Source organism: Pseudomonas sp. efr-133-TYG-103a (assembly GCF_030209235.1).
Taxonomy (GTDB): domain Bacteria; phylum Pseudomonadota; class Gammaproteobacteria; order Pseudomonadales; family Pseudomonadaceae; genus Aquipseudomonas.
Genome location: NZ_JARVSK010000003.1, coordinates 22599 through 48616, shown reverse-complemented (window position 1 = coordinate 48616; position 26018 = coordinate 22599). Strand labels below are relative to the sequence as shown.

Annotated in this window: 17 protein-coding genes; 7 read left to right on the top strand and 10 right to left on the bottom strand. The window is 60.2% G+C overall.

Annotated features, from left to right (window positions below; genetic code table 11):
• Window position 1 precedes the first annotated feature (1 nt).
• The 3 genes from QRN36_RS02495 to trxC form a co-directional block, all read right to left on the bottom strand.
• Window positions 2-520, bottom strand: a complete 519-nt coding sequence (locus QRN36_RS02495) for a DUF2778 domain-containing protein (RefSeq protein WP_285422681.1) — start codon at window positions 518-520, stop codon at window positions 2-4.
• A gap of 159 nt (window positions 521-679) precedes the next feature.
• Window positions 680-1060, bottom strand: coding sequence for a PAAR domain-containing protein (locus tag QRN36_RS02490; RefSeq protein WP_285422680.1), 381 nt, complete (start codon window positions 1058-1060; stop codon window positions 680-682).
• Window positions 1061-1195: 135 nt separating this feature from the next.
• A complete protein-coding gene (gene trxC, locus QRN36_RS02485) occupies window positions 1196-1630 on the bottom strand; it encodes a thioredoxin TrxC (RefSeq protein ID WP_285422679.1) in 435 nt (144 codons plus the stop codon).
• A 164-nt stretch (window positions 1631-1794) separates the two neighbouring features.
• Between trxC and QRN36_RS02480 the strand changes: the two genes are divergently transcribed.
• Together QRN36_RS02480 and QRN36_RS02475 are read left to right on the top strand one after the other, a co-directional pair.
• Complete coding sequence (locus QRN36_RS02480) at window positions 1795-2490, top strand: aspartate/glutamate racemase family protein (RefSeq protein ID WP_285422678.1); 696 nt, start codon at window positions 1795-1797, stop codon at window positions 2488-2490.
• 394 nt (window positions 2491-2884) lie between these two features.
• Window positions 2885-3793, top strand: a complete 909-nt coding sequence (locus QRN36_RS02475; protein WP_285422677.1) for a hypothetical protein — start codon at window positions 2885-2887, stop codon at window positions 3791-3793.
• Here QRN36_RS02475 and selO read toward each other — a convergent pair.
• The 3 genes from selO to QRN36_RS02460 are packed head-to-tail and all read right to left on the bottom strand — an operon-like array spanning window position 3777 to window position 10436.
• The gene (gene selO / locus QRN36_RS02470) at window positions 3777-5240 is read right to left on the bottom strand and encodes a protein adenylyltransferase SelO (RefSeq protein ID WP_285422676.1); all 1464 of its coding nucleotides are present in this window, start codon (window positions 5238-5240) and stop codon (window positions 3777-3779) included. The two genes, QRN36_RS02475 and selO, sit on opposite strands and share 17 nt — an antisense overlap.
• 48 nt (window positions 5241-5288) lie before the next feature.
• Window positions 5289-8657 carry a mechanosensitive channel MscK gene (gene mscK / locus QRN36_RS02465; protein ID WP_285422675.1) on the bottom strand — a complete coding sequence of 1123 codons (3369 nt, stop codon included), beginning with the start codon at window positions 8655-8657 and terminating at the stop codon, window positions 5289-5291.
• Between the two features lie 36 nt (window positions 8658-8693).
• Window positions 8694-10436: a potassium/proton antiporter gene (locus tag QRN36_RS02460; RefSeq protein ID WP_285422674.1), complete on the bottom strand. Its 1743-nt coding sequence runs from the start codon at window positions 10434-10436 to the stop codon at window positions 8694-8696.
• Between the two features lie 293 nt (window positions 10437-10729).
• On the opposite strand from QRN36_RS02460, the gene QRN36_RS02455 reads away from it, so the two are divergent.
• Entirely contained in the window at window positions 10730-13282 is a 2553-nt protein-coding gene (locus QRN36_RS02455; RefSeq protein WP_285422673.1) for a dermonecrotic toxin domain-containing protein, read from the top strand.
• Window positions 13283-13292: 10 nt separating this feature from the next.
• Here QRN36_RS02455 and QRN36_RS02450 read toward each other — a convergent pair whose 3' ends face one another.
• Window positions 13293-15095 (bottom strand): acyl-CoA dehydrogenase, encoded by a 1803-nt coding sequence (locus QRN36_RS02450; protein ID WP_285422672.1) that lies wholly within the window; start codon window positions 15093-15095, stop codon window positions 13293-13295.
• Between the two features lie 244 nt (window positions 15096-15339).
• Window positions 15340-19293, bottom strand: coding sequence for a trifunctional transcriptional regulator/proline dehydrogenase/L-glutamate gamma-semialdehyde dehydrogenase (putA, locus tag QRN36_RS02445; protein WP_285422671.1), 3954 nt, complete (start codon window positions 19291-19293; stop codon window positions 15340-15342).
• Window positions 19294-19728: 435 nt separating this feature from the next.
• Here putA and putP point away from each other — a divergent pair, with 435 nt between their 5' ends.
• A complete protein-coding gene (gene putP, locus QRN36_RS02440) occupies window positions 19729-21213 on the top strand; it encodes a sodium/proline symporter PutP (protein WP_285422670.1) in 1485 nt (494 codons plus the stop codon).
• 76 nt (window positions 21214-21289) lie between these two features.
• Here putP and QRN36_RS02435 read toward each other — a convergent pair whose 3' ends face one another.
• On the bottom strand, window positions 21290-21961 hold the full coding sequence (locus tag QRN36_RS02435) for a polysaccharide lyase family 7 protein (protein ID WP_285422669.1): 672 nt from the start codon (window positions 21959-21961) through the stop codon (window positions 21290-21292).
• Window positions 21962-22283: 322 nt separating this feature from the next.
• On the opposite strand from QRN36_RS02435, the gene QRN36_RS02430 reads away from it, so the two are divergent.
• The 3 genes from QRN36_RS02430 (at window position 22284) to QRN36_RS02420 (ending at window position 25350) form a co-directional block, all read left to right on the top strand.
• The gene (locus QRN36_RS02430; RefSeq protein WP_285422709.1) at window positions 22284-24425 is read left to right on the top strand and encodes an EAL domain-containing protein; all 2142 of its coding nucleotides are present in this window, start codon (window positions 22284-22286) and stop codon (window positions 24423-24425) included.
• Between the two features lie 54 nt (window positions 24426-24479).
• On the top strand, window positions 24480-24983 hold the full coding sequence (locus QRN36_RS02425; RefSeq protein ID WP_093465617.1) for a YgjP-like metallopeptidase domain-containing protein: 504 nt from the start codon (window positions 24480-24482) through the stop codon (window positions 24981-24983).
• Window positions 24984-25053: 70 nt separating this feature from the next.
• Window positions 25054-25350 (top strand): winged helix-turn-helix domain-containing protein, encoded by a 297-nt coding sequence (locus QRN36_RS02420; RefSeq protein ID WP_285422668.1) that lies wholly within the window; start codon window positions 25054-25056, stop codon window positions 25348-25350.
• Between the two features lie 39 nt (window positions 25351-25389).
• Here QRN36_RS02420 and QRN36_RS02415 read toward each other — a convergent pair whose 3' ends face one another.
• On the bottom strand, window positions 25390-25848 hold the full coding sequence (locus QRN36_RS02415) for a GNAT family N-acetyltransferase (protein ID WP_285422667.1): 459 nt from the start codon (window positions 25846-25848) through the stop codon (window positions 25390-25392).
• Between the last annotated feature and the right edge of the window lie 170 nt (window positions 25849-26018).

Sequence of the window (26018 nt, the reverse complement as noted above, 5' to 3'; positions counted from 1 at the left end):
CTTACGGGCAACTGCTTGCATGTGCAATGACCTCTATCCACCCATAAGCCTGTAATCCTGTGGATCTCACGGGAATTTTGTCGGTGCTGGCGAACGCGTTTCGGATCATCGTGAAGTCGGAATGATGCTGAAGCGTTATGCAGCCTTGTGAAATACCTAGAGGTCCGATTGGGTGCAGACGAAAGCTTCCTCGTGTGACGCCGTTGACCCATGTGAAGTCGTCAATCTTTCCGTCATCCCTATACAGCGCAAACCATTCGCTATGATCGGTGGGTGTATCAGTCATCCAGGTCGGAATGTCTTTAGCCAATGTGTAAACCCTGCTCAAGAATCCTCCTCCTGGTCGATCAACGATCCAGTATTTCCCCGGAGGCAATGGACCGTTATCTGGGATGGCGAAACAGCCGCCCCGATTCCGGTAGATGCCGTTGCCAGAGAAAGCCATGAAGCTGCCAACACCATAAATGGCTAAGGAGGAAGACTCTGCGTTGTTAATTATGAATCGTCCGTGAAAAGGCATTGAAACTCCCGTCGATAATTGCCTGTGGCATCCACACAGCATTTGCCGAATACTCGATATCTGACTCGATGACGGTACGCAGCGCCATGTTCTGGTGCTGTCAGTTCCTTCGCGTTAGCGTGTAGGGAAAGTCGCAAAGGCTGATGCTCTGCAACAGTGCTAGAGAGGTGCCGATGGGAGGTCAGGCTGGATGGATTTAGCCAGGCGCTTCGCCCGCTTACGCGCCTGATCTGCCTCATCCTTGGGAATGGAAATGGCGGCGTCCATATCAGCCACCAGTTGGTCCTGGCTGGCGATCAGTCGATTGATACCTTCGCAACAGCCACATTTCACAGCCTGTGCGTGGGTCGCCACCGCAATCAGTGCATCAATGAACGTCGGGTTGCCTTCGCAGATGAACCCGACCTGTTCGCATGCCGGGCACCACACCGGGTCGCCCATGCGCGCAAGCTGTCGACCTTCGCACGCCAACGTTCCTGATGCCTTGAGTACTGTGCCGCCTGTCGTAGTCGAATCGCCTTCTCTGATCACGAATGTCATCGCTTGTCGCTCCAGGGTGCCGGTGTGAGCGGTAACCCTAGACGCGGTTTTCGATGTTTTTTCGGGCTCGGGGTCGTTTCAGAAGAAGCCTACGACACGCGCTGTCGGATGCTGCGGACCTTGTAGAAACGGCTTTCAAATCCCTTGGCTGCTTAGCCAGGCGGTCAGTTGCTGGAGCGGCATGGCGCCGCTTTGTCGAGCGACTTCGCGGCCGTTCTTGAACAGAATCAGGCTGGGAATCGATCGAATGCCCAGTTGCGCCGACAGTTGCGGGTTTGCCTCACTGTCCAGTTTGGCCAGGCGGACGCGGCCACTCAACTGCAATGCTGCTTGTTCGAACGTCGGGGCGAAGGACTTGCACGGCCCGCACCAGTCCGCCCAGACATCCACCAGCAACGGCAGATCGCCTTTGATCTGGCCCGCATAATCGCCTTGAGTCAGGTTGAAGGGTTTGCTCAGCAGAACGGCCTGTTTGCAGCGGCCGCACTTGGGCTGATCGCTCAGCCGGTCGGCGGGAATGCGGTTCAGGCCATTGCAATGCGGGCACGGGATCAACAATGAGTCGGACATGACAGACACCTGGAGATGGGCTAGTGACCGATAAGTGGAGCCGGCAGGCGGCTTTATCAAGCTGGGTGACGCCAGACTGTACCGCAAGCTTCAAGCGTTTCTGTCACTGGCCTGGCGGCAGGTTCGGGCCTAGCCTGCTGCTGTGACTTTGACGGGAGGCCTGCATGAAAACCTTGGGTGTATTGGGCGGAATGAGCTGGGAATCCACCGCCACCTATTACAAATGGCTCAATGAAGGCGTGCGCAATGAGCTGGGCGGGCTTCATTCGGCACCGTTGCTCCTGCACTCCGTGGATTTCGCCGGCATCGCCGCGCTGCAGAAGTCAGGTCAGTGGGAGCTGGCGGGCGAGCAACTGGCCGAAGCGTCCAGAGGGCTGGAACGCGCCGGAGCGGGCGCGATCCTGTTGGCGACGAACACCATGCACAAAGTCGCGACCGCAATCGAAGGTGCGGTCGACATCCCGTTGCTGCACATCGGCGATGCCGTTGGCCAGGCCCTGCAGGGTAAAAACGTGACGTGCGCCGCGCTGCTCGGCACGCGCTTCACGATGCAGGAAGACTTCTACAAACGTCGCCTGTCCGAGCGCTTCGGTATTGAAGTGGTATTGCCGGACCCGGATGCCATGGCAGAAATCGACCGCATCATCTTCGCCGAGCTCTGCCTGGGCCAGTTTCACCGGCCTGCCCGCGCCTTCTATCTGGGCGTACTCGAACAGCTTCGCGAGCAGGGCGCTCAGGCCGCGATTCTTGGCTGCACCGAGATCGGCCTGCTGCTGGATGGCGTGCAAAGCCCTTTGCCGCTGGTCGACAGCACCGAGGAGCACGTGGCGATGGGGCTGACATGGTTGTTGAAAGGGTGATGAAGTTATTTCCCACAGCATTGGCGGTATCTTCGCGGGGCTAGTTTCACTGGGCGCGAGTCCACCCATCCGATCACCAGATCGCAGATTCACTCACACGTGAAGGCCGAGCCCATTCCTCGATTCGTCCGCTGATTACGCCTGTTTATCGTGATCCGCGGCCCTGCCGCCTGACTTTTTATCCAATAGAACGCCCTGATTGGCCAGCTAGCCGCAGGCATCGGCCCCGCATAGCTTCACGCTCAGGGGCGTTGCAGTCGCTTGAAACCATCGCCCCTGTCCATTCATTGTCAGAGAGTCGTCGATGATCAGCCAGATTCAGGCCGCCGTTTCCGCCATCATCTCGAGTAAAACGCCAGCGCTGTCAGCTGGGCAGAAAAGTGATCAACCTGCTGTGGATAAGACGGAGCCGGCAGCCGCCGACAAGGCGAGCTTTTCCACGCTGGCCAGTCAGCTCAACGACTGCGCCGCGCGAGCAGCCAAACGGGATGCTGGAATGACCCACGCCGAACTGGGGCAATACGGGCGCAATCGCATCAGTGAGTTCCTGATCGAAAGCCGCACCGTCAACAGCGGGACGCGCGCCATGGAAGTGCCCAAGACGAATGACCCCGAACTGCTGGACCGTGCACGCGAGGCCAGTGCGTTCGTGACCCGGACACTGGCCGGTGACAAGAACGCCAAGAGCCCGTTTGAAAATCTCTCGCGAGAACAACTGAACCTGATTGCCTTTGACGACAGCGCCACCTTCACCCTCAACGAGCGACGCGCGGCGTGGCATGGCGTGCAAAAGTTGGACGAGGCCTGGCGTAAGGTTGCGATTCCCGAAGGCGTCATCGAGCAGACGCGCACCGGCAAAGCGTCGAAGTTCTACAACGAGGCATTGAGCTACTTCAAGGCATTGCCCGCGATCGAGAAAGCAGTCGATTACCCCAAAGATGCCGAGGCAATCCTTGAGGCGCGCATCAAGGACGACAAGACACTGCCAGGCCTGCCGGGAACCTCGATGCGACAAGCCGCGGATCGCAAATTGACGCTGTACGACATTCTCGCGGGCATCGTTGACGCTTCCAGGGACAAGAAAACCGATGCTGCAAACCCGGTTCACACGAAGAAATTCAGCCCGAGAACCTCGCCGGTCGCCACGAGCTGGACCGAAAAATTCCTCAGTAAGGAAGTCGTGAAAGCGGCGGCCAAGCCGGCTGTTCAGCCAGCGGTAGCAGGTAGCCAGACCACTCCCGCCGCCGGGCAGCCTGCACCCGCCAACAAGACCGGATCAGCGGCACTCACGAAGAACAACTGATCTCCAGATGCTTGCCCCAATCCGGTGGACGCTGTGCATAGCTGTCCATTCCGGCCTGCTCTTCGAACGGTTTGCACAGCACCTGATGGAGGCGGCGGACTTCGCTGTAGTCGCCTTGTTCGGCGGCTTCGATGGCACGCTGGGCCAGGTAGTTACGCAGGATGTACAGCGGGTTGACGGCGTGCATGCGCGTGCGGCGTTCTTCCTCGCTGGAGGCCGGCTCCCGCGCACTGCGCGCTTTGTAAGCGTCGGCCCAGGCATCGAAACCCAGCATGTCGACGAAGTCGTCGCGCAGTCGGCTCACGGCGAGCTCAGCGGATTCGTCTCCCAGGCGGCGGAAGAACAGGCTGTAGTCGACGCCACTGTTCTGCATCAGTTGCAGCAGGCGTGCGATCAGGTCCGCGTCGTCTTCTTCGGCGGTCGTCAGTCCCAGGCGACGGCGCATCAGGTCAAGGTAATGTGCCTGGTACAGCGGCAGGAACAGGCCCAGCGCTTCACGCAAGGCTTCGACGCTGATGAACGGCGTGAGCGCCTGAGCCAGCGCGCTGAGGTTCCACTGTCCGATCGGCACCTGATTGCTGAAGGAATAGCGACCTTCGTGATCGGAATGGTTGCAGATGAAGTGCTGGTCGAAGTCGTCGAGGAAGGCGAACGGGCCGAAGTCGAACGTGATGCCCAGAATCGACATGTTGTCGGTATTCATCACGCCATGACAGAAGCCGTAGGCCTGCCATTTGGCGATCAATTCGGCCTGACGCTCGACGATCGTACGAAACATCGCCAGATACGGTTCAGGCTGTTCACGGCACTCGGGGTAGTGCAACGCCAGCACGTGATCGGTCAGTTCTTTGAGTTGTTCGTTCTGCTTGGTGTAGAAGAAATACTCCAGGCTGCCGAAGCGTACATGACTTTGCGCGAGGCGCAGCACCATCGCGGCGCGCTCTTGGGTCTCGCGCCAGACCGGCGTGCTCGAGCCTATTACGCAGGCGGCGCGACTACTGGGAATGCCCAGCGCGTGCAGCGCCTCGGAGGCCAGGAACTCACGAATGGAAGAACGCAACACCGCGCGACCATCGCCCATTCGTGAGTAAGGCGTCTGACCGGCGCCCTTCAGGTGCAGATCCCAATGCTCGCCGGCATCGTTGTACACCTCGCCGAGCAGCAGGCCTCGACCGTCGCCAAGGCGCGGGTTATAGGAGCCGAACTGATGACCGGAATAGACCATTGCGCGAGGGTCGGCTTCGGCCCAGAGCTTGTGACCGCTGAAGAGTTCGGCAAACACCGGCTCTTCGGCTTGCGAAGGATCCAGATCCAGCAATGCCAGCGCCGCATCGCTGGCCACCACCAGTCGGGGTTCGGCGATCGGCTCGGGCAGCACGGACGTGGAAAACGCGTCACCCAAACGGGCAAAGCGGTTGTCGAAGGTCAGCTCGTCGAGGGCTTTCAAGGGATGCCTCCAGCAGAATGTTCAGCCATTCTGCTGGCATTACCGATGTCAGTCGAGCCTGACGTCCGGCGGCTCGGGCACGTCTTTGGGAGCGGCAGGCACCGGGGCGGGTGCTGAGAGGGTTTTGTGCTCCTGCTCGATCGGCACCATCTTGTACTCCTGTCCCTGCATGTTCTTGAGGTAAACCTCCATTTGCCGGAACGAGATGTTGATGTGCTGCTTCTTGAATTCCTTGTTAATGAACCGGTTGATCTCGTCGAGCACCGGGTTTCGGTCGCCCAGGTCGCGCACGTGCATGCGCAGTTCGTGGTCCAGCGTGCTTTCGCCGAAGTTCAGGAAGTACACGATAGGCGCCGGCTCTTTCAGCACGCGGGGGTTTTCGTTCGCGGCTTTGAGCAGCAGGCTGCGCACCAGGTCAAGGTCCGAGCCGTAATCCACACCCAGCTTCAGCGTGACGCGAGTGATGGTGTCGGTCAGCGACCAGTTGATGAGCTGACCGGTGATGAACGTCTTGTTCGGGACAATGATGTCCTTGCGGTCAAAATCGGTGATGGTCGTGGCGCGAATGCGGATCTTGCTGACGGTGCCGGACAGGTTGCCGATGGTGATGGTGTCGCCGATTCGGACCGGACGCTCGAACAGGATCATGATGCCGGAGATGAAGTTGGCGAAGATCTCCTGCATGCCGAAACCCAGGCCGACCGACAGCGCCGCCACCAGCCATTGCAGTTTGTCCCAACTGACGCCCAGCGCCGAGAGCGTCGAGACGAAACCCACGCCGGCAATCGTGTAGGACAGCAGTGTCGTGGTGGCGTATGAGCTGCCCTGCTTGAGGTTCAGCTTCGACAGCACCAGCACTTCGAGCAAGCCGGGCAAGTTGCCGGCCAGTACGAAGGTGATCCCGATGATCACCAGCGCGCCGATCAGGTCGCCGAGGCTGATGGGCACCATGCTCATGGTGGGACCGGTGCCGCTGGTGTATTCGTAGAGCGTGATGTTGTCCAGATAAGAGAAGACGGTGATCAGGTCGGCCCAGACGAAATACAGCGCGCCGATGAAGCCCCCAATCAACGCGAGTCGGATCAGTCGCAGCGATTGCTGGTTGACCTGCTCGATGTCCAGCGTCGGTTCTTCGATCAGCGTTTCACCTTCGCCCGCTTCCTTGGCCGCCTGACGTTTGCTCAGCGCGCGCTGATACGCGAGGCGACGGGCGGCAACGCTGAGCCCGCGGACGAATGCCGCCTCGATGACGAGCCAGAGCATCAGCAGATAAAGCGTATCGATCAGCCGATCACTGAGCTTGAGCGCGGTGTAGTAGTAGCCGAAACACACCGCCAGAAACAGCGCGACCGGCAGCGCCGTGAACGCAAGGCCGACAGCGCGGCGGAACAGCGATGCGTTCTGGTGCGCCGGACTGGTCAGCAGCAAGCGCCCGAGCAGCCAGGTCATCATCGCGTAACAGGTGAGCACCACCGCGATACCGATGACATCGTCGGCCAACGCCGAAGGTTCGTGCTCTGCGACGGCGACGACGGTCACCAGCGCAAGGACCACCAGACCGAGGCGTCGAATCCAGCCACGGAGGAACTCGACCTGAGGTTTGTCCCAGCGGAAGTGCAGCTGCGCGACGCCGCCCGGTGCGAGGATGCGATAGGCGGTATAAAACACCAGCCAGGCGAGCGAGACCTGCAGCAGGGCGGCGCCCAGGTTAATGTTCTGCCCGCGGGCGTCGATTTGCAGCGCAAAAGCGCAGAGCGCGAGGGCGAGCGACAGGGGCATGGCCAGCAGTATGTTGATGAGGATGGCCAGCGGCGTCTGCCATTGCCGGTCACGCTTGAAATGGCCGATGTCGCCATGCAGGCGGTTGAGCTTGTCGTAAAGCGCTTTGCGTTTCCACATCAGCGCGCCGATCACCAGCAACAACGGCAGGAAGATCAGCGGACGCTGAGTCAGCCCATCTTTCAGTTCGCTGATGCTGGAGGTCCACGGCAGCGTTGTGAGCTGCTTCATCAGGCGCGGCTGAACACGCTCGAACCACTCGAGGTCCAGCGGTTTGTTGCTGGGAATCCAGAACATCTGCTCATCCAGCGTCTCGCGCAGGCTGATCGCTGTGCTGACGAGCTGCTTCTGATTGAGCTGCAGGGTGATGGATTCATTGAGCAGCGCACTCAACTCGCGATTCAGGCGCTCGAGCAGATCGCTGCGTGTGGTCGCCAGGTCCAACAACGTTTTGCGCAGGGCGGGGGTGACGTCTTCCGGCTTCTGCGTCGCGAGCAACGTTTCGACATAAGCGCTCGGGCTGCTCATCTGTTCGCGTTGTTGATTGACTTCGAACTGATACAGCCGGATATCGGCGATTTCGTCCGCCAGGCCGCTGTCGAGCTTCAGCTTGGGCAGCGATTGCTTCTGTTTGTAGAGAATCTTGGAGAGCAGCAAGCTGCCGCTGAGCACGTTGATCTGCTCATCCAGCGCTTGATCGGTCTGGGTAAGGGCATCGAGCTGAGTCTTGGTCTTGAGGTTCTGCTGGGTCAGCTCGTTGAGCCGGTCCGTGCCGCGCAGCAGGTAATCGGACAGCTTGAGGTTCGCGGCGCTCTCGGTGGCCAGCAGGCTACTGCCGCCAGCTTTCTGCGCCTCGATCGACAGCTGCGTCACGGTTTCCTGGGACTGGGCACGGCGTTTGTCGTTGATCAACGTCTGCAGGTCCTGGATTTCCTGATCCTGACGACTGACCTTTTCGGTGAGCAGATCGTGCTGGCTGCCGCCCAAGTCCTGAAGCTGGCTGTTACCGGCCAGTTCCTGACGACGCAGGGCGATCAGCGCGTTGATAGAAGCAAGCTCGGCGTTGAACTGGTTGCGCTGATCGGCGTTGATCGCCTTGCCACCGTCCTTGCCTGACTTGAGGATGCTGTTGATCGTCTGAATACGCGTCTGCGCGCTGCTGATTTCGGCCTGAGCCCGTTCGGGGCGTGTCTGCGCGGTGATGGTCAGGCTGTTGGCATCGTTCAGCGCTTTTTGCAGATCGGACTGCTGAGTGCTGCGCTGGCTGAGGATCTGCTCGAGCTGCGGCACATCGAGATTGGCATAGCGCTGAGCGACCGGCATCGGTTTACTGGCTTTGAGCTTGGCCAGCTCGCGCTGGTTTTCGCTGGTCTGCCGCGGTGCATCGGTCAGCTGTTTCTTCAGATCATCGAGCTTCTGCTGATTGTCTTTCTGCGCGGCGATGAACTTGAGGGTCTGTTCCAGAACTTGCTGCAGCGCTTTCTGATCATCGGCCGAGAGCTTGCGGTCGGCGATTTTGTCCAGGCTCTGCTGGACGGCTTCGCTGGAAGGTGGAGGCGTATCGGCGGCGAGCGCCGGAACAGACGACAGGCATAGCCCAAGCAGGGCCGAGGCAAAAAAAGTACGCAGCGTGAACATAGACACCGGGTCGAGCGATCAGGAATGAGGAGCAGTTTAGAGGAACAACCCGGGACCGGGGCGGCTTCCTTCGGGGAATCTGACGCCCACTTTGAGGATCTTGTTCCCCTCCATAACCGCAACTGTCCAAATAGTTCCGTTCCATTCGACCTGGTCGCCCACAATCGGCGCGCCGCGATTTTTCTGAATGATGAACTGGCTCAGCGGCATATTTGAATCCAGCCCGTCGAGCTTCAGACCGTACAACGCCGCGACAGCCCCGAGCTGAGCGTCTCCCTCCAGAACGAAGTCACCGAAGAAGCGCAGATCCAGACCGCGTTGTGGTGCCTGACTGAACAGTTTTCCGAGGGCTGGAAGGTCGTGTTCATGCCCGATCACGCACAGCAGGTCACCCACTTCCAGCACCGTACTACCCGACGGATGGAGCAGTTGCTGCCCCCTGAACAGCGCCGCGATCCGCGTGCCTTCCGGCATTTTCAGCTCTCGCAGCGCCGCGCCGATGCACCATTTTTCTGCGCCGAGCCGATACACGAACAGCTCCCACTCACTGGTGACGTGCACCTCCAGCGCCGCGCGGGAAATAGGCGCCGGATCGGGTGGAACCGTCACTTTCAGCAGTTTGGCAACCCACGGCAGGCTCGTGCCTTGAACCAGCAGCGAGACCAGCACGATGAAGAACGCGAGATTGAAGTACAGCTGAGCATGGGGCAGCCCCGCCATCAACGGGAACACCGCGAGAATGATCGGCACCGCGCCGCGCAGTCCCACCCAGGCAATGAAGGCTTTCTCACGTCCGTGGAAGACCTTGAACGGGAGCAGCCCGGCTACCACCGACAGTGGACGGGCGACCAGAATCATCCACAGCGCCAGCCCCAGCGCGGGCAGCGCGATTGGCAGCAGATCGTGTGGCGTGACCAGCAACCCGAGCACGAGGAACATGCCGATCTGAGCCAGCCAGGCCATGCCGTCGAGCATGTGCAGAATGCCGTGGCGGCTGCGGATAGGCTTGTTGCCCAGCACCAGGCCGCACAGATAAACCGCCAGGAAGCCGCTGCCGTGGATGGCGTTGGTCAGGGCGAAAACCGCCAGACCGCCTGCGATGACCAGAATCGGATACAAGCCGTTGGCCAGATTGATCCGGTTGACCAGCTGCAGCATCAGCCAGCCGCCGCCCAACCCGATAATTGCGCCGATGCCGAACTCTTGAATCAAATGGCCCAACAGGCTCCAGTGCAAGCCGGTCTGGCCGCTCGCGATCATGTCGATCAGCGTTACGGTCAGGAACACCGCCATTGGGTCGTTGCTGCCGGATTCGATTTCCAGGCTGGCGGTGACCCGTTCGTTCAGGCCTTTGCCGCCGAGCAGCGAGAACACCGCCGCTGCGTCCGTGGAGCCGACGATGGCGCCAATGAGCAGTCCCTGGATGATATTCAGGTCGAACAGCCAGGCCGCGACCATGCCGGTCAGCCCCGTGGTGATCAACACACCGACGGTTGCCAGCGACAACGCCGGCCAGAGCGCCACGCGGAAACTGGCGACCCGAGTACGCAAGCCGCCATCGAGGAGGATGACCGCCAGCGCCAGGTTGCCGACCAGATAAGCCGTGGGGTAGTTATCGAAGATGATGCCGCCGCCGTCGACACCGGCGGTCATGCCGACCGCCAGGATGATCACCAGAATCGGAATGCCGAGTCGCGATGACAGCGAGCTGACCAGAATACTCGCACCCACCAGCAACGCGCCGATCAGGAACAGGCTGTTGATGGTCGTGGCATCCAAGTGCGGTACTCCAGACGAAAGTGATAAATGCATCCGTGAACTGACCATGCAGTCCGCGTGCCAAGGGATTTAACCTGTTGAATTGGTTGGCTGTCAAAGCGTAATTGCGCAAGGCCAGGCACTTGGAGCGGGTGGAATCGACTGGTCACCGGGCTGCGGCCGGTGCAGTTCGGAGGATCAGTGTCGGCGTGCGCACCTGGGGAGCGTCGCGAGGCCCCATAACTATTTATGGCAGATCGCACCTTGAATTCTGATTACGTCATGCGTTCATTCAGGAAGAAGCGATCCGCTCCATGCATGTTTCAAACGCAGTCGTAACAACCGAGTCAGACGAAAAGCAGCTCAAACGAACAGCAAGTGACTACGTCGCCGATTATCCCGATCTCCACGAACTGGCCAGATCCGCAGCGCAGAAGATTATCTTCAGCCACACGGGCAAGCACCTCGATCCCGCTCGCGTGTACTGGCACAGGTTTTCATCGGCCAGCAGCAGTCGGCTGTCTTTCAACGGCTGGAGGCACGGCAGCGCTCCGGTGGAGTCGATGACGATGATCGAGCTGATGATTCATCGTTTCAATGTCAGTGACCAGCAGTCTGCGGATGAGCTGGGGCCGTACAGCGGTTTCTACACGGATGACGCCAGCCATGAGTGCTTCGACGAACGCAATGAAGTCCGGATGCGGCCAGAAGATGTGCTTCGGGATTTCTGGGCATTGGATTTCAGCGCGGGCTATCGGCGCAGGATGGACCGGTTCTGGGCTCGACACAGCGACAATTTTTGCGTGCTGGGCAAAGCCAGATTTCTGGCCTGCGCGGCGGCGAGTTTTGGACAGAATCTTCTTTCCCTCGCCGATTTCCAGCTGTTGCGAAGCATCGTCACGACTGATCCGGTGTCAACCCTGGCACACCTGCGAGCGCCAGCAGCGCAAGGCAACTCGGTCTTTTATCTGGAGCTGGGCGAGTTCAAGGCGCGAGATGTCCTGCGAATAGTCGGCGCGGGCGATCGGCAGATTCTGTATTTGAGTGGAGATGCAGCGCCGTTCCGATGCTTTGATTCGCACCAGCACTTGTATGAATGGCTTAAAGCACAATTTCTGTCAGCACGGACGCGGCCTGCGATCTGCGCCCGGTTTCTTCGCTCGACTGGGGATTGGCAGGTGCGTCGCGAGGCGTTCCAGCGCAACGTGGCGCAATTGTTAAGTCGAGCACAGGACCCTGAGGGACCCGACCAGCTCGTCAATCCGGGGCATGTGCGCATACCGGGCGACCCGTTCGTTCACCTCCGGGATCTGGCGCGCCGCGAAATGCGTGAGGATGCTGACACGCTGCTGATCAGCAATAGCGATCTGCGCAAACGCATCTGGCTCGGCTATCTGAACGCGTTTCTTTCGGTCTTTGGCAATCTGGCGCCGCTGGCCTGGCCGATGGCCCTGGCGGTTGTCGGCGCGAGCGCAATCAGTCTCGGTCTGAGTATCGATCAGGCGGTCAACGGCACTTCGGCGCCGCAGCGCCGGGCGGGTATCCAGAGCGCGATCAATAGCGCGATTTACTTGTTCTTCAACCTGCCATTTCTGCTGCAGATGGGCGGGGGCGTCAGGTCGGCGGCGACGCGGGTCACCCTTTCGACGGATGAGTTGCCCGCCGATCCCTTGTCAGGCATGCAAGGCGACAGGGTTCTTGAAATGCAGGTGCCATCGGCGCAAGAAGGCCGCTTCAGAGGAACCTACTCGTTGAATAATGGCGAGACATGGGTGTTGATTGACGGCGAGGCGCGTCGGGTCATGTTTGATGAAAGTCTGGGGTCTTGGGTGATGGTGGAGGCAGGCAATCCGTTTGCCTTCGCAGGTCGCTGCCCGCTGCGTCTGAACCCGGATGGCCAATGGCAGCGCCTGCCACGGGCCGGGTTGTCTGGCGGCATGCCGATGGACGCAGCCGTCGCGGCAGTCGCTGATCAACCTCGTTTTACAACCGTGCAATCTGCGTTCTGGGACCGTTTCATGCAGCTTGATCTGTTCAATGAACAGCTTCATTCCAGCGACGCGCTCGCTCGACAGAAAGCCGTGGTCGAAGTGTTCCCGCTGGAACCGGACGAGGTCACTTCCCTCGATTCGGAAGGTGAAGATATCCACTTCGACGAATGGGGCGCCAGGCATCATGTGTTTCGCACTCATGACGGCGAGTACGTCGCATCCAGCATCCGGCAGTACACCCGGGAGGACGACGCGTACAACCAGTTCCTGCGCACGGGTGTACCGAAATATCCTGAACAGATCGCAATGCTCCAGCGGCTTGCGACCGATGTGGCGACCGTGGGCTGTAACAATGACGTCGCACTGTATCGAGGTGGGAGCGGCGCGCGAGGCACATCGGGGGCTTTTTTCCGTACGGGCGAGGTTCGCTCAGGTGATGTGCTGGTCAACACCGATATCACCTCGTTCAGCGAGAACCCCTACATGGCGAGAACCTTCGCCAGTAATCAGGGCGGGATGCACGCCAGCGCCACGACCGCACCGATTCTCTTCGATGAAACCAGCGTGGTGTTCGTACTCCCTGAAAAAAATTATCTGAACGCCGTGCCAGTCGCGCCCTTTTCAGCGAACCCAGAGGAGGCCGAGTCTATTTTCTTGCCGGGGCATTATTTTCAGATCGACAGCATCGAACACGTTCTCGGAACGTTTTATCAATTCATGAAAGTGCAATTGCGTGAGGTCGCAGGGCCGATAGAAGGGAAAAAGCTGCTTGATCTGCGAACGGGGGAAGCTTTTAGCCGCGAGCGTTTTGCAGTCCTTCTTGGACCGGACGCGAAAACGCTGACCGACACCTTCTTCCCCCTTTCCACCCATTAACGGCGAGCCGTCAAAACCACTCATCCTGCATCGACAGGCAGGCGTCGTCCCGGCGTTCGAGAATCGCCAGTTCGTGATGACATCCCGGTACTTCCCACGTCAGAAAGTACCGGGCAGCTTGCAGCTTGCCGTTGTAAAAACGCGTGTCGGACTCGTCCGCCCCGTTCAATCCCTCTCGGGCGCGAATCGCTTGCTCCAGCCAGCGCCAGCCAATCACGGTATGGCCGAACGCTTTCAGGTAGAGCGCTGAGTTGGCGAGGGTGGCGTTGACTTTGCCCTGTGCCAGATCGGTCAGCAGCCCGATGGTGACGGATTGAAGGCGTGCAACCAGCTGCTCGAGCGGCTCACGCAGGGCATCGAGCGCTTCATGCGTCTGTGCCTGCTCGCAGGTGTGGGCGATCAGCCTGATCAGTTGCTTGAGGCCTGCGCCTCCATTCTGCGCCAGCTTGCGTCCCAGCAAGTCGAGCGACTGAATCCCGTGCGTCCCCTCGTGGATCGGGTTCAGCCGGTTATCCCGGTAGTACTGCTCCACCGGGTATTCCCGGGTGTAGCCATGACCGCCGAGAATCTGAATCGCCAGCTCGTTGGCCTTGAGGCAGAACTCCGAAGGCCAGGATTTGACGATCGGCGTCAGCAGGTCGAGCAGTTCGTGGGCCTGTTTGCGCTGGTCTTCACTTTCGCCGGTCTGGGTATCGTCGAACAGGCGCGCGGCGTATAGCCCCAAATCAAAGGCACCTTCGACATAGGCCTTCTGCGTGAGCAGCATGCGTCTGACGTCGGCGTGCTGAATGATCGATACCGGCGCGGCCTGTGGATTCTTGCTGTCGGGCAGCCGACCCTGCGGACGCTCGCGTGCGTATTCCAGCGAATACAGATACCCCGCATAGCCCAGCATGACCGCGCCCATGCCCACGCCAATCCGTGCCTCGTTCATCATCTGGAACATGTAGCCGAGCCCCTGATGCGGCTTGCCCACCAGATAGCCTACGCACTGCCCGTTGTCGCCGAAGTTCAGCGCTGTGGACGTCGTTCCGCGCCAGCCCATCTTGTGAAACAGCCCGGCGAGTAACACGTCGTTTCGCGGCCCCAGACTGCCGTCGTCGTTTACCAGGTATTTCGGCACGATGAACAGCGAGATGCCTTTCACGCCGGGTGGCGCGTCGGGGAGCTTGGCCAGCACCAGATGCACGATGTTTTCCGACAGCGGGTGATCGCCTCCGGAGATGAAAATCTTGTTGCCGCGCAGGCGATAGGTCCCGTCTTCCATGGGTTCGGCGCGGGTCCGGATGTCGGAGAGCGATGATCCGGCGTGAGGTTCTGTCAGTGCCATGGTGCCGAAAAACCGGCCCTCGATCATGGGCTGCAGAAAGCGGCCTTTCTGTTCGTCGCTGCCAAAGCTTTCGATCAGGTTCGCCGCGCCCATGGTCAGGAATGGATAGGACGTGGTGGCGGCGTTGGCCGACTGGAAGTGCGCGAAGCAGGCTTGCGACAGCAGCGTCGGCAGCTGCATGCCACCGGCTTCGAAGTCGCGCGCGGCATTGAGGAAGCCTGCTTCGAGAAACGCGTCGACAGCGGGCTTCACCTCCGGGATCAGGACCGCCTCGCCGTTCTCGTAGCGCGGCTCGTGCTCGTCATTCTTGCGGTTGTGCGGCGCGAAGTATTTTTCGGCAATGGTGCGCGCAGTCGTGATCGCCGCATCGAACGTCTCGCGACTGTGCTCGGCAAACCGTTCACGCCGGGTCAGCGCTTCGGCATCCAGCACTTCATACAGCTCGAAAGCCAGATTGCGCGAACTGAGCAGCGTCTCGGACATGGCAGCGTACCTTTTGATGAATTGCCGTCGAGTCTAGGTAGGCGCGGAAGGGGTGAACAGGAAGATTGATTTGCGTGATGGAGGGGTAGTACGTGGGGTGAATGCCTTGCAGCGAATCTGTGGGGGTGAGCGAACTCACTCCCGCAGAAATGCGTGGAGCATCTGCGGCTGTCCGACTCGCCGGCGGTGGGCCTTTAAGGCGCCGCCGCTGGCAAGCCAGACTGCCATGGCTATCAGCGATCAATCAGCCGATCGTCATGAGGCTCGCATTACCGCCCGCTGCCGCTGTGTTGACGCTCAGCGCGCGCTCGATCACCAGGCGTTCCAGGGCGATCCCGGTTTCGCCTTTGGACAGGCCGTGCACACCGATAATCGCGCCGCCACGTTGGGCAACCTGCTCGCAGATGGCGCGCAACTGGTCCGAATCGCCGTGATGCAGAACGGCGTCGAGCGAGACGTCCTCCTTGCTCCAGTCGGCCACCAGTTTGATGCGTGCCTGCACATCCTTGGGAAGGCGATTGCGCAGCGATTTTCCTGGTTCTGCGTCCGGAACGATGGCCGTGCTGCCCACTGCCATGACAGCGGCAAGTTGTGCCAGCAGGTCGGTTTCGTCTTCAGCCAGGCACAGCACGTGTTCGCGCGGCAGAATGCTGTAGGTGTTGCGCTCGCCGGTCGGACCGATCAGCGCGCGGGTCACGCCGCTTTGCGACTGCTCGGCAAACTGCGCGCACAGGGCTTCCAGCTCAGGCTGCTGCTGGCTTGCCGCCCACGCCTTGAGGCTGTTCAGCGGCTTGAGCATGGCGTCGCGCATTCGCGTATCGGGAGCCACCTGAGCGTCCCGCGCGGCGAACGACTTTTGCACGGCATCGACCGGTCGCGTCGACAGCAGGCGATACAGGTACAGCGGACCGCCCGCTTTTGGGCCGGTGCCCGACAGGCCTTCGCCGCCGAACGGTTGCACGCCGACCACAGCGCCGACGATGTTGCGGTTGACGTACATGTTGCCCGCATTGACGGTATCGATGACCTTGGCGATGGTCTCATCGATGCGCGTATGCACGCCCAGCGTCAGGCCATAACCGGAGGCGTTGATCTGGCCGATCAACTGGTCCAGTTCCCTGCGCTTGTAGCGAACGACGTGCAGCACAGGGCCGAAGATTTCGCGCTGCAGTTCGTCGAAGCTTTCGAGCTCGATCAGCGTCGGCATCACATAGGTGCCGCGCTTGATTTCATCGCTGTCGGCAATCGCCACCTGATACACCGCGCGGCCTTTGTCGCGCATGGCTTGAATGTGTTTCTCGATGCCGGCCTTGGCGTCGGCGTCGATGACAGGACCGATGTCTACGGACAGGCGCTCGGGGTTGCCCAGGCGACTTTCGGCCATGGCGCCTTTGAGCATCTCGATCACGCGATCGGCGGAGTCTTCCTGCAGGCAGAGGACACGAAGGGCCGAGCAACGCTGGCCGGCGCTGTCGAAGGCCGACGAGACGACATCAATGACCACCTGCTCGGTGAGCGCCGAGGAGTCGACGATCATTGCGTTCTGGCCGCCGGTTTCAGCGATCAGCGGAATCGGACGTCCTTGAGCGTCGAGACGACCGGCGATGTTGCGTTGCAGCAGACGCGCGACTTCCGTGGAGCCGGTGAACATCACGCCTTTGACGCGATCGTCGCCGACAAGGCGGGCCCCCACGGTTTCGCCGCGGCCCGGCAGCAATTGCACCACGCCTTCAGGAATGCCGGCTTCAAGCAGGATGCGCACGGCTTGAGCGGCCACCAGCGGCGTCTGCTCGGCAGGCTTGGCCAGCACCGGGTTGCCAGCCGCCAGCGCTGCTGCGACCTGACCGCTGAAGATCGCCAGCGGGAAGTTCCATGGACTGATGCACACGACCGGGCCGAGCGGGCGATGAGCGTCGTTGCTGAAATCGTTGCGCGCCTGCACGGCGTAATAACGCAGAAAGTCCACGGCTTCACGCACTTCGGCGATGGCGTTGGCGAAGGTCTTGCCGGCTTCACGGGCCAGCAGGCCCATCAGCGGCTGTATTTCGGCTTCCATCAGGTCGGCCGCGCGCTCCAGAATGGCGGCTCGCTCGGCGGGCGGCGTGGCCTGCCAGATCGGGCCGGCACTCAAGGCGCTGAGCAAGGCGTTGTCGACGTCTTCCAGGCTTGCTTCCTGGACATGACCGACCACATCGCGCAGGTCGGACGGGTTCAATACGGGTGTCTGAGCACCTGCGCTGACCGGGCTGCCCAGCATCGGCGCGGCTTTCCAGTCGTTATGAGCCGTGGCGAGCAGGGCAGAGGACAGCGACGCCAGGCGATGTTCGTTGGCCATGTCGATGCCGGCGGAATTGGCGCGCTCGCTGCCGTACAGATCACGCGGCAATGGAATGCGCGGATGTGGCAGGCCAAAGCCGCCTTCCTGGGTGGCCATGCGCTCGATCGTGGAGACGGGGTCGGCGACCAGTTCCTGGATCGAAATCGACTGATCGGCGATGCGGTTGACGAACGAGGTGTTAGCGCCGTTTTCCAGCAAGCGGCGAACCAGATACGCCAGCAAGGTTTCGTGGGTGCCGACCGGTGCGTACACGCGGCACGGACGATTCAGCTTGCCGTCGGCGACCTTTCCGACAACCTGCTCGTAGAGCGGCTCGCCCATGCCGTGGAGGCACTGGAATTCGTACTGGCCGGGGTAATAGTTCTGGCCCGCGATGTGGTAGATGGCCGACAGGGTGTGGGCGTTATGGGTCGCAAACTGCGGGTAAATGACTTCCGGCACGGAGAGCAGCTTTCGGGCACAGGCGATGTAGGAAACATCGGTGTACACCTTGCGGGTATAGACCGGATAACCTTCCAGGCCCTCGACCTGGGCGCGTTTGATCTCGCTGTCCCAGTAAGCGCCCTTCACCAGACGGATCATCAGGCGATGGCGGCTGCGGCGAGCCAGATCGATCACGTAATCGATCACGTACGGGCAACGCTTCTGGTAAGCCTGAATCACGAAGCCGATGCCGTTCCAGCCCGTCAGTTGAGGTTCGAAGCACAGACGCTCGAGCAGATCCAGCGACAGCTCCAGACGATCTGCTTCTTCCGCATCGATGTTCAGGCCGATGTCGTACTGCTTGGCGAGCAGGGTCAGCGACAGCAGGCGAGGGTAGAGCTCCTCCATCACACGCTCGTACTGCGCGCGGCTGTAACGCGGGTGCAGCGCCGAGAGCTTGATGGAGATGCCCGGACCTTCGTAGATGCCGCGGCCGTGGGAGGCTTTGCCGATGGAGTGAATGGCCTGCTCGTAAGACGCCAGGTATTTCTGCGCGTCGTGCTCGGTCAGCGCCGCTTCGCCGAGCATGTCATAGGAGTAGCGAAAGCCTTTGGATTCGAATTTGCTGGCGTTGGCCAACGCTTCGGCAATGGTTTCGCCGGTCACGAACTGCTCGCCCATGAGGCGCATCGCCATGTCGACGCCCTTGCGGATCATCGGTTCGCCAGACTTGCCGATGATGCGGCTCAGCGAGGAAGTCAGTCCCGCTTCATTGTGGGTGCTGACCAGTTTGCCAGTGAGCAGCAGGCCCCAAGTGGCGGCGTTGACGAACAGCGACGGGCTGTTGCCCAGATGCGGCTGCCAGTTCCCGGTGCTGATCTTGTCGCGGATCAGGGCGTCACGGGTGCCCTTGTCAGGAATACGCAGCAGCGCTTCGGCCAGGCACATCAGCGCCACGCCTTCCTGCGACGACAGCGAAAACTCCTGCAGCAAGCCCTGGACAATGCCCGCACGGCCGCCGGCGCTCTTCTGGTTACGCAGCTTTTCGGCAATCGAGGCGGCGAGTTTGTGAGTCGCATCGGCCATCTGGGCAGGCAGGCGCGCCTGCTCCAGCAGCATGGGAACGACTTCAGGTTCAGGGCGACGATAGGCCGACGTGATCGCGGCGCGAAGCACCGACTGAGGCAGGATGCTCTCGGCAAACTCAAGAAACGCCTGATGGCCATTTTCGGCGGGCAGCTCGCCGTGGTCATCGGCGTCTTTGGCGTTCAGGCCATTGAGTTCGTTCAGGGTTGCACCACCCTCGAGTTTCTCCAGGTAATTGAAGATCGCCTGTTTGATCAGCCAGTGCGGCGTCCGGTCGATGGACTGTGCAGCTGCTTTCAAACGCTCGCGGGTCGGGTCGTCGAGTTTGACACCCAGGGTGGTGGTCGCCATGTCTTGTCCTCATGAAAGCCACGATTCGTGTGGCTATAGATGGCCTCAAGAGTAGCTGCGCTTGGGGCGGGGTGCAACCGGGTGCAACCGGTTTTTGCCGAATATTTCTGGCGTGTTTTCCAACCGTCTGATTGCGCCTCGTGAAGCACCGTTTGCGTGCTTCAGTGCTCGAAATGACCTGTTTCGGCGCCGATGGGCTTATTGCGCCGACTTGCGCGCCATGAAATTGTAAGAAGGTGCAACTTGGCCGGAATTTCGGGTTGCACCTGTCCGGCTGTGTCCACTAGCATGCCCCGCCTTGGTGCAGCCAAGTGTTCTCTACGTCGCCGACATCGCGGACGGGCGTTAGGTACGCGAACGGTGAGCCTGCGACTCTGCGGTGCGCAGCGCAATCGGCCTCGTTCGCGCCCATAAAAACAACGGCAGGGCATCACAATGAGCGTCAGCAACCCCACCTTGATCACCTTTGTGATCTACATCGCGGCAATGGTCCTGATCGGACTGTTGGCCTACCGCTCCACTAACAATCTCTCGGATTACATTCTCGGCGGCCGCAGCCTCGGCAGCGTCGTCACCGCGCTTTCTGCTGGCGCCTCGGACATGAGCGGCTGGCTGCTCATGGGCTTGCCGGGCGCGATCTATATGTCCGGCCTGTCGGAAAGCTGGATCGCCATTGGCCTGATCGTCGGCGCTTATCTGAACTGGCTGTTCGTCGCAGGCCGTCTGCGCGTGCAGACCGAACACAACGGCGATGCCCTTACGTTGCCGGATTATTTCTCCAGCCGTTTCGAAGACACCAGCGGCCTGCTGCGGGTCATCTCGGCCATCGTCATCCTGCTTTTCTTCACGATTTATTGCGCGTCGGGCATCGTGGCGGGCGCTCGGTTGTTTGAAAGCACGTTCGCCATGCCTTATGAAACCGCTCTGTGGGCGGGCGCTGCGGCGACGATTGCCTACACGTTCATCGGCGGTTTCCTGGCCGTTAGCTGGACCGACACGGTCCAGGCAACATTGATGATCTTCGCCCTGATCCTCACGCCGATCATCGTGCTGCTGGCGACCGGCGGCGTCGATACGACTTTCCTCGCGATCGAGGCCAAGGATCCTGCCAATTTCGACATGCTCAAGAACACCACCTTCATCGGCGTGATTTCACTGATGGGCTGGGGCCTGGGCTATTTCGGCCAGCCGCACATTCTGGCGCGCTTCATGGCCGCAGACTCGGTCAAGTCGATCGCCAGTGCGCGGCGTATCTCCATGGCCTGGATGATCCTCTGCCTGGGCGGCACCGTTGCAGTGGGTTTCTTCGGTATCGCCTATTTTTCGGCGCACCCGGAGCTGGCAGGGCCGGTCAACGAAAACCATGAGCGAGTGTTCATCGAGCTGGCGAAGATCCTGTTCAACCCATGGATTGCCGGTGTACTGCTTTCGGCCATTCTGGCGGCCGTCATGAGCACGCTGAGCTGCCAGTTGCTGGTGTGTTCAAGCGCGTTGACCGAGGACTTTTACAAGGCTTTCCTGCGCAAAGGTGCCTCCCAGCGCGAACTGGTCTGGGTGGGCCGGGCGATGGTCCTGTTGGTGGCGCTGATTGCGATTGCGCTGGCGGCCAATCCGGAGAACCGGGTGCTGGGGCTGGTGAGTTATGCATGGGCCGGCTTCGGCGCCGCGTTCGGCCCGGTGGTGCTGATCTCGGTGGTCTGGAAAGGCATGACCCGCAACGGCGCGCTCGCGGGGATTCTGGTCGGGGCGATCACAGTGGTGGTCTGGAAGCACTTCGAGTTGCTGGGGCTGTACGAAATCATCCCGGGCTTCATCTTCGCCAGTGCCGCCATCTTCCTGTTCAGCTCGATGGGCAAGGGACCGACGCCCGGTATGCTGACTCGCTTCGAGGCTGCGGAGAAAGAATACCGAGCGGCCTGATCCGTCTGGCTCATGAAGAAACCCGCGCTCGAAATGACGCGGGTTTTTTCATTTCAGCCTCAGCGCCTGAAAGGGCTCAGCCTTTGTTGTGATCGGTATCGAGGTTGAAAAACATGGCTTTGCCGCCTTCGCTGGTATAGCCCGTGTTGTCCTGACAATAGACGCCGGCCTTGAAATACAGCTGCTGTTTGCTCCACGTCGCGCTGATCCGGTCGTTCCAGACCATGCCGCGAGCGGTCACGCTGAGCAATCCCGCCTTGTTCAAATGGATGACGTAATTGAAAGTCTCGTTGAGCGGCACGTCTTCGGCAATGGTGATGACGCGGGCTTTCTTGTCCTTGGGATGAAAGCGCACTTTCGCAACGATGTTGCCCATGTGAGTAGCGTCTTTGTACTGATATTCCACTTTGAGCAGCGGCTGGGTGCTCTCATAAACGTGGATCTGGCCGATGACGATCTTGCCGGACGACGGCACCTGAATGACCTTGAGCTTGGCCCGCAGGAAATTGTCCGCGTCGGGGTAATACCAGTTATGGAGGGTGCCGTTGGACCAGGTTTCGCGCAGCTCGGTGCGGGGGTAAATGGCATTGGCTGTCTTGCTGCCGGTGACCGGAACCCAGAAACTCACATTGGATGAACCGGATTTGAAATATTTACCGTCATAGCCTTGGATCAGTTGTTTGGTCTCAATCGTGGCGGGGGGCGAGCCCACAGGAATGCTCAGATTCCACGTGCCTAAATCAATCATTTTCTCTTTCGTCCGATGTGTCTCATTGCCAGCAAACGCGTCTGGCGCAAGGGTTAGGGGGCGCTCCTTATACGGTTCGAAAATGGATTTGTTAACGTCAATCCGTCGAGTGGCTAGCGTCAATGTGCCTCCATTTTTGTTGCGGGACAGGCAGGCGCTGACGTACGGTGCAGCTACCGTTAGTCGGGAGGTAAACGGATTTGCGATGGCAAAACGGTGGCCTTCCTTCTCTTTTCCACATTCGGGGCTAGAGTATCTGCCTATCGGATCATCGGCGGAGCCTGTTCCCCCGGGCAGTAAGTGAATGATGAGTAGTAGCAGCATGGATCGCGTGCAACCCCTGCCTCCCAATGGCAAGTCAGTCCTATTGGTAGTCGATGACTACCCGGAGAATCTCGTCACCATGCGTGCGGTCCTGCAACGACAGGACTGGGAAATCGTGACGGCCAGCTCAGGCATGGAAGCGTTGGGCCTTTTGCTCGACGTGGACGTGGACCTTGTCTTGCTCGACGTGCAGATGCCTGAGATGGACGGCTTCGAAGTCGCCCGTCTGATGCGCGGCAGTCAGCGCACACGCCTGACGCCCATCATCTTCCTGACCGCCAACGAACAATCACGCGACGCCGTGCACAAGGGTTATGCCAGCGGCGCGGTGGATTACCTGTTCAAGCCGTTCGACCCCAATATCCTCAAGCCCAAGGTGCAGGCCCTGCTGGAGCAACAGCACAACCGGCGTGCCCTGCAGAAACTCAGCCGAGAGTTGGAGACGGCGCGGGCGTTCAATGCTTCGGTGCTGGCCAACGTCGGCGAGGGCATTCTGGTGGTCGACGAAGACGGCATCATCAGCTTCGCCAACCCGGCCATTTGTCGCTTGCTGGGCATGACCGACGGCGAGCTGCGGGGCACGGATCTGTGCAGCTACCTTCAGGAACCCTGCTTCACCGAATGGAAAGAATCGGGGTTCTACCACCACTACCGCCGCGCCGACACGTATCGCGTTCACGATGCCGTATTGCGTACGCCCGAGGGGCGTCAGGTGCCGGTGGCCTTGTCCTGTGCGCCGCTGCCGGAAGAGCAGAAAGCGATGGTGCTCAGCGTGCTCGACATGTCGGTGGTGCGCGACCTGTATCGTCAGCTTGAACAACAGGCCGTGACTGACTCGCTTACCGGCCTGCTCAACCGCCGGGGCTTCTATCAGACGGTCGAAGGCATGCTGCTGCGCAACGAGCACTCGGGCAAATACCTGGTGGTGTTGTACCTGGATCTGGACGGCTTCAAGCACGTCAACGACTCACTCGGGCACGACGCAGGCGATCAGGTGTTGCAGTGGGTCGGCGAGCAATTGAAGGATTGTTTGCGCCCTTACGACGTTCTGGCGCGAATGGGTGGCGACGAGTTCGTGGTCGTGATCGACGGACTGGATTTCCCCGAGCACGCGGCCAAGGTTGCCGAAAAACTCATCGAGCGTGTCTCGGCTCGCCGTCATATCGACGGGATCGAGGCAACGCTGGGCGCGAGCATCGGCATTGCGGTTTACCCTGACTGCGGCACCAATCTGGATGGTCTGCTGCGGGCGGCGGACATCGCCATGTATGAGGCCAAACGGGCAGGCCGACATCAGTATCGATTCTTCGATCAGTACATGAACGGCCGCGCGCGCTCGCGTCTGATGCTCGAAGAAAGCGTGCGTACGGCCATCGATGGCAAGGATTTTTCGATGGTGTACCAACCGCAGATCAACGTCACCACTGGCCGGATCCGGGGTTTCGAGGCGCTGCTGCGCTGGCAGCATCCCGATGCGGGCGATGTGCCTTCCGGCGTGTTCATCCCGTTGCTCGAAGAGACGCGCCTGATCAACAAGCTGGGCGGCTGGATTTTCGAGCAGGGCGCTGCCCAGCGGCAGCGCTGGAATGGCGTGTTCCCGGACGATCTGATCATGAGTGTCAGCGTCAGTCCGGCGCAGTTCAGCATGCCCAATCTGGCAGCGGAACTGCAGCGGGCCATCCATTTGCACGGTCTGCATCCGCGTCAACTGGAAGTCGAAATCACTGAGCCTTCGCTCGTGCACAATCTGGTTCACAGCCGCCAGCAGTTGCGAAGCCTGCACGACATCGGCGTGCGCGTGTCGCTGGACGACTTCGGCGCAGGCGACAGCTCACTGGCGCATCTGCGCAATCTCGATCTGGATACGCTCAAGCTGGACCGACATTTCATCGGCGGCATGATGGGCTCGCCTCGGGACCTGGCGGTCGCGCGCAGCATCATCGATCTGTGCCGGATGCTCGACATCGACGTCATTGCCGAAGGCGTCGAAACCCAGGAGCAATATGACTGGCTGGTGGCGAACGGCTGCCAGCTCATGCAGGGGTTTCTGCTCGCGCATCCTTTGGAGCCCAAAGAAGCAGAACGCTTCGTGCATCCCGTCCAATTGCCGGTCGCCGAGCGGCTGCTCGATCAGGGCTGACGGGGTAGACTGGCGACTTTTCAGCGACACGACCGGACCATGACCTCCACAGCATTGATGCCGCTCAAATACCTGCAGGCTTATCCGCAAACCCTGCAGGATCAGGTACGTCAGCTGATCGTGCAGAATCGGCTGGGCGATTATCTGGAGCAGCGCTACCCCGATCGCCACGAAGTGCAGAGCGACAAGGCGCTGTATGCCTACGCGCTGGCGCTCAAGCAGGAGCATCTGCGCAACGCCCCGAACATCGATAAGGTCTTATTCGACAACCGGCTCGACCTCACGCACCGGGCGCTCGGCCTGCACACCACTGTTTCACGCGTGCAAGGCGGCAAGCTCAAGGCGAAGAAAGAAATCCGCGTGGCTTCGCTGTTCAAGGAGGCCGCTCCGCAGTTCCTCAAAATGATCGTCGTGCACGAGCTGGCGCACTTCAAGGAATCGGAGCACAACAAGGCGTTCTATAAGCTGTGCGAGCACATGCAGCCGGGGTATCACCAATTGGAATTCGATCTGCGCGTCTATCTGACCTGGCGCGACCTGCAGTCTGCCGATCGATAGTCGGCTGCCGCAGCACATGTCGCTCGGTGCGCGTTAAGCTGCTCGCTCTCACACCCCAAAGGATCTGGCGATGGACGTCAGCAAGACCAAAAGCAGTTTCTATCGCCGTTTGTATGTGGCGTATCTGATCGACAGTGAAATCGCCGCGAGCGTACCGGCGCTCACCGAAGTCACTGGCATGCCGCGACGCACCGCGCAGGACACGATTGCGGCATTGGCCGATCTGGATATCGTCTGTGAGTTCGAACAGCTGGACGGCGCCCGCAATCATGCGGGCGGTTACCGGATTCGTGACTGGGGCGCGATCGACAAGCACTGGATCGAACGCAACGTGCAGCAGATCAAGGCGGTGTTGGGTTATCCCTGACGCCGAAGCGTTCGGCGCTCGCGTTGGAAAGTCGCGGGATCAGTCCAGATCTCGGCGCATGCCAATGTGCGGAATACCGTCTTCGAGGTAAACCTCACCCACCGGATTGAATCCATAACGGCTGTAATAGCCCTGCAAGTGGGCTTGGGCGGACAGATAGATCGGCTGATCGGGCCACTTTCGCTCGGCATGATCCAGCGCCTGCACCATCAATTCGTGGCCCATCCCTTTGTTGCGTATCGAGGGTGCAGTGACCACCCGGCCGATGGTCACATCGCCGTCCTGTTGAATCGGGTCCAGCAGGCGCAGATAGGCAACCAGTTCATCGTTCTGCCATGCCATCAAATGGCAGGTGTCACCCAGCAGATCCTGGCCGTCGACGTCCTGGTACCAGCATTTCTGCTCGACCACGAAGACTTCTGCGCGCAGTTTCAAGATGGCGTACAACTCTTCCTTGCCAAGGTCGGTATGGTGTTTGCAAATCCAGTTGATAGACATGAAGCCGGCTCACGAAAAGAAATCCATGCCGGATACTAAACGCTTATGGGCGTCAGTCCAAAGTGGCCCGAAAAGGGCGGTCGTCGACGCGATTCCTACATTGCTCGAAATTCTTGAACTGCGGCACAAACATCGCCTTCATATAAGTTGTGGAAAGTGCCGAAGAGGTC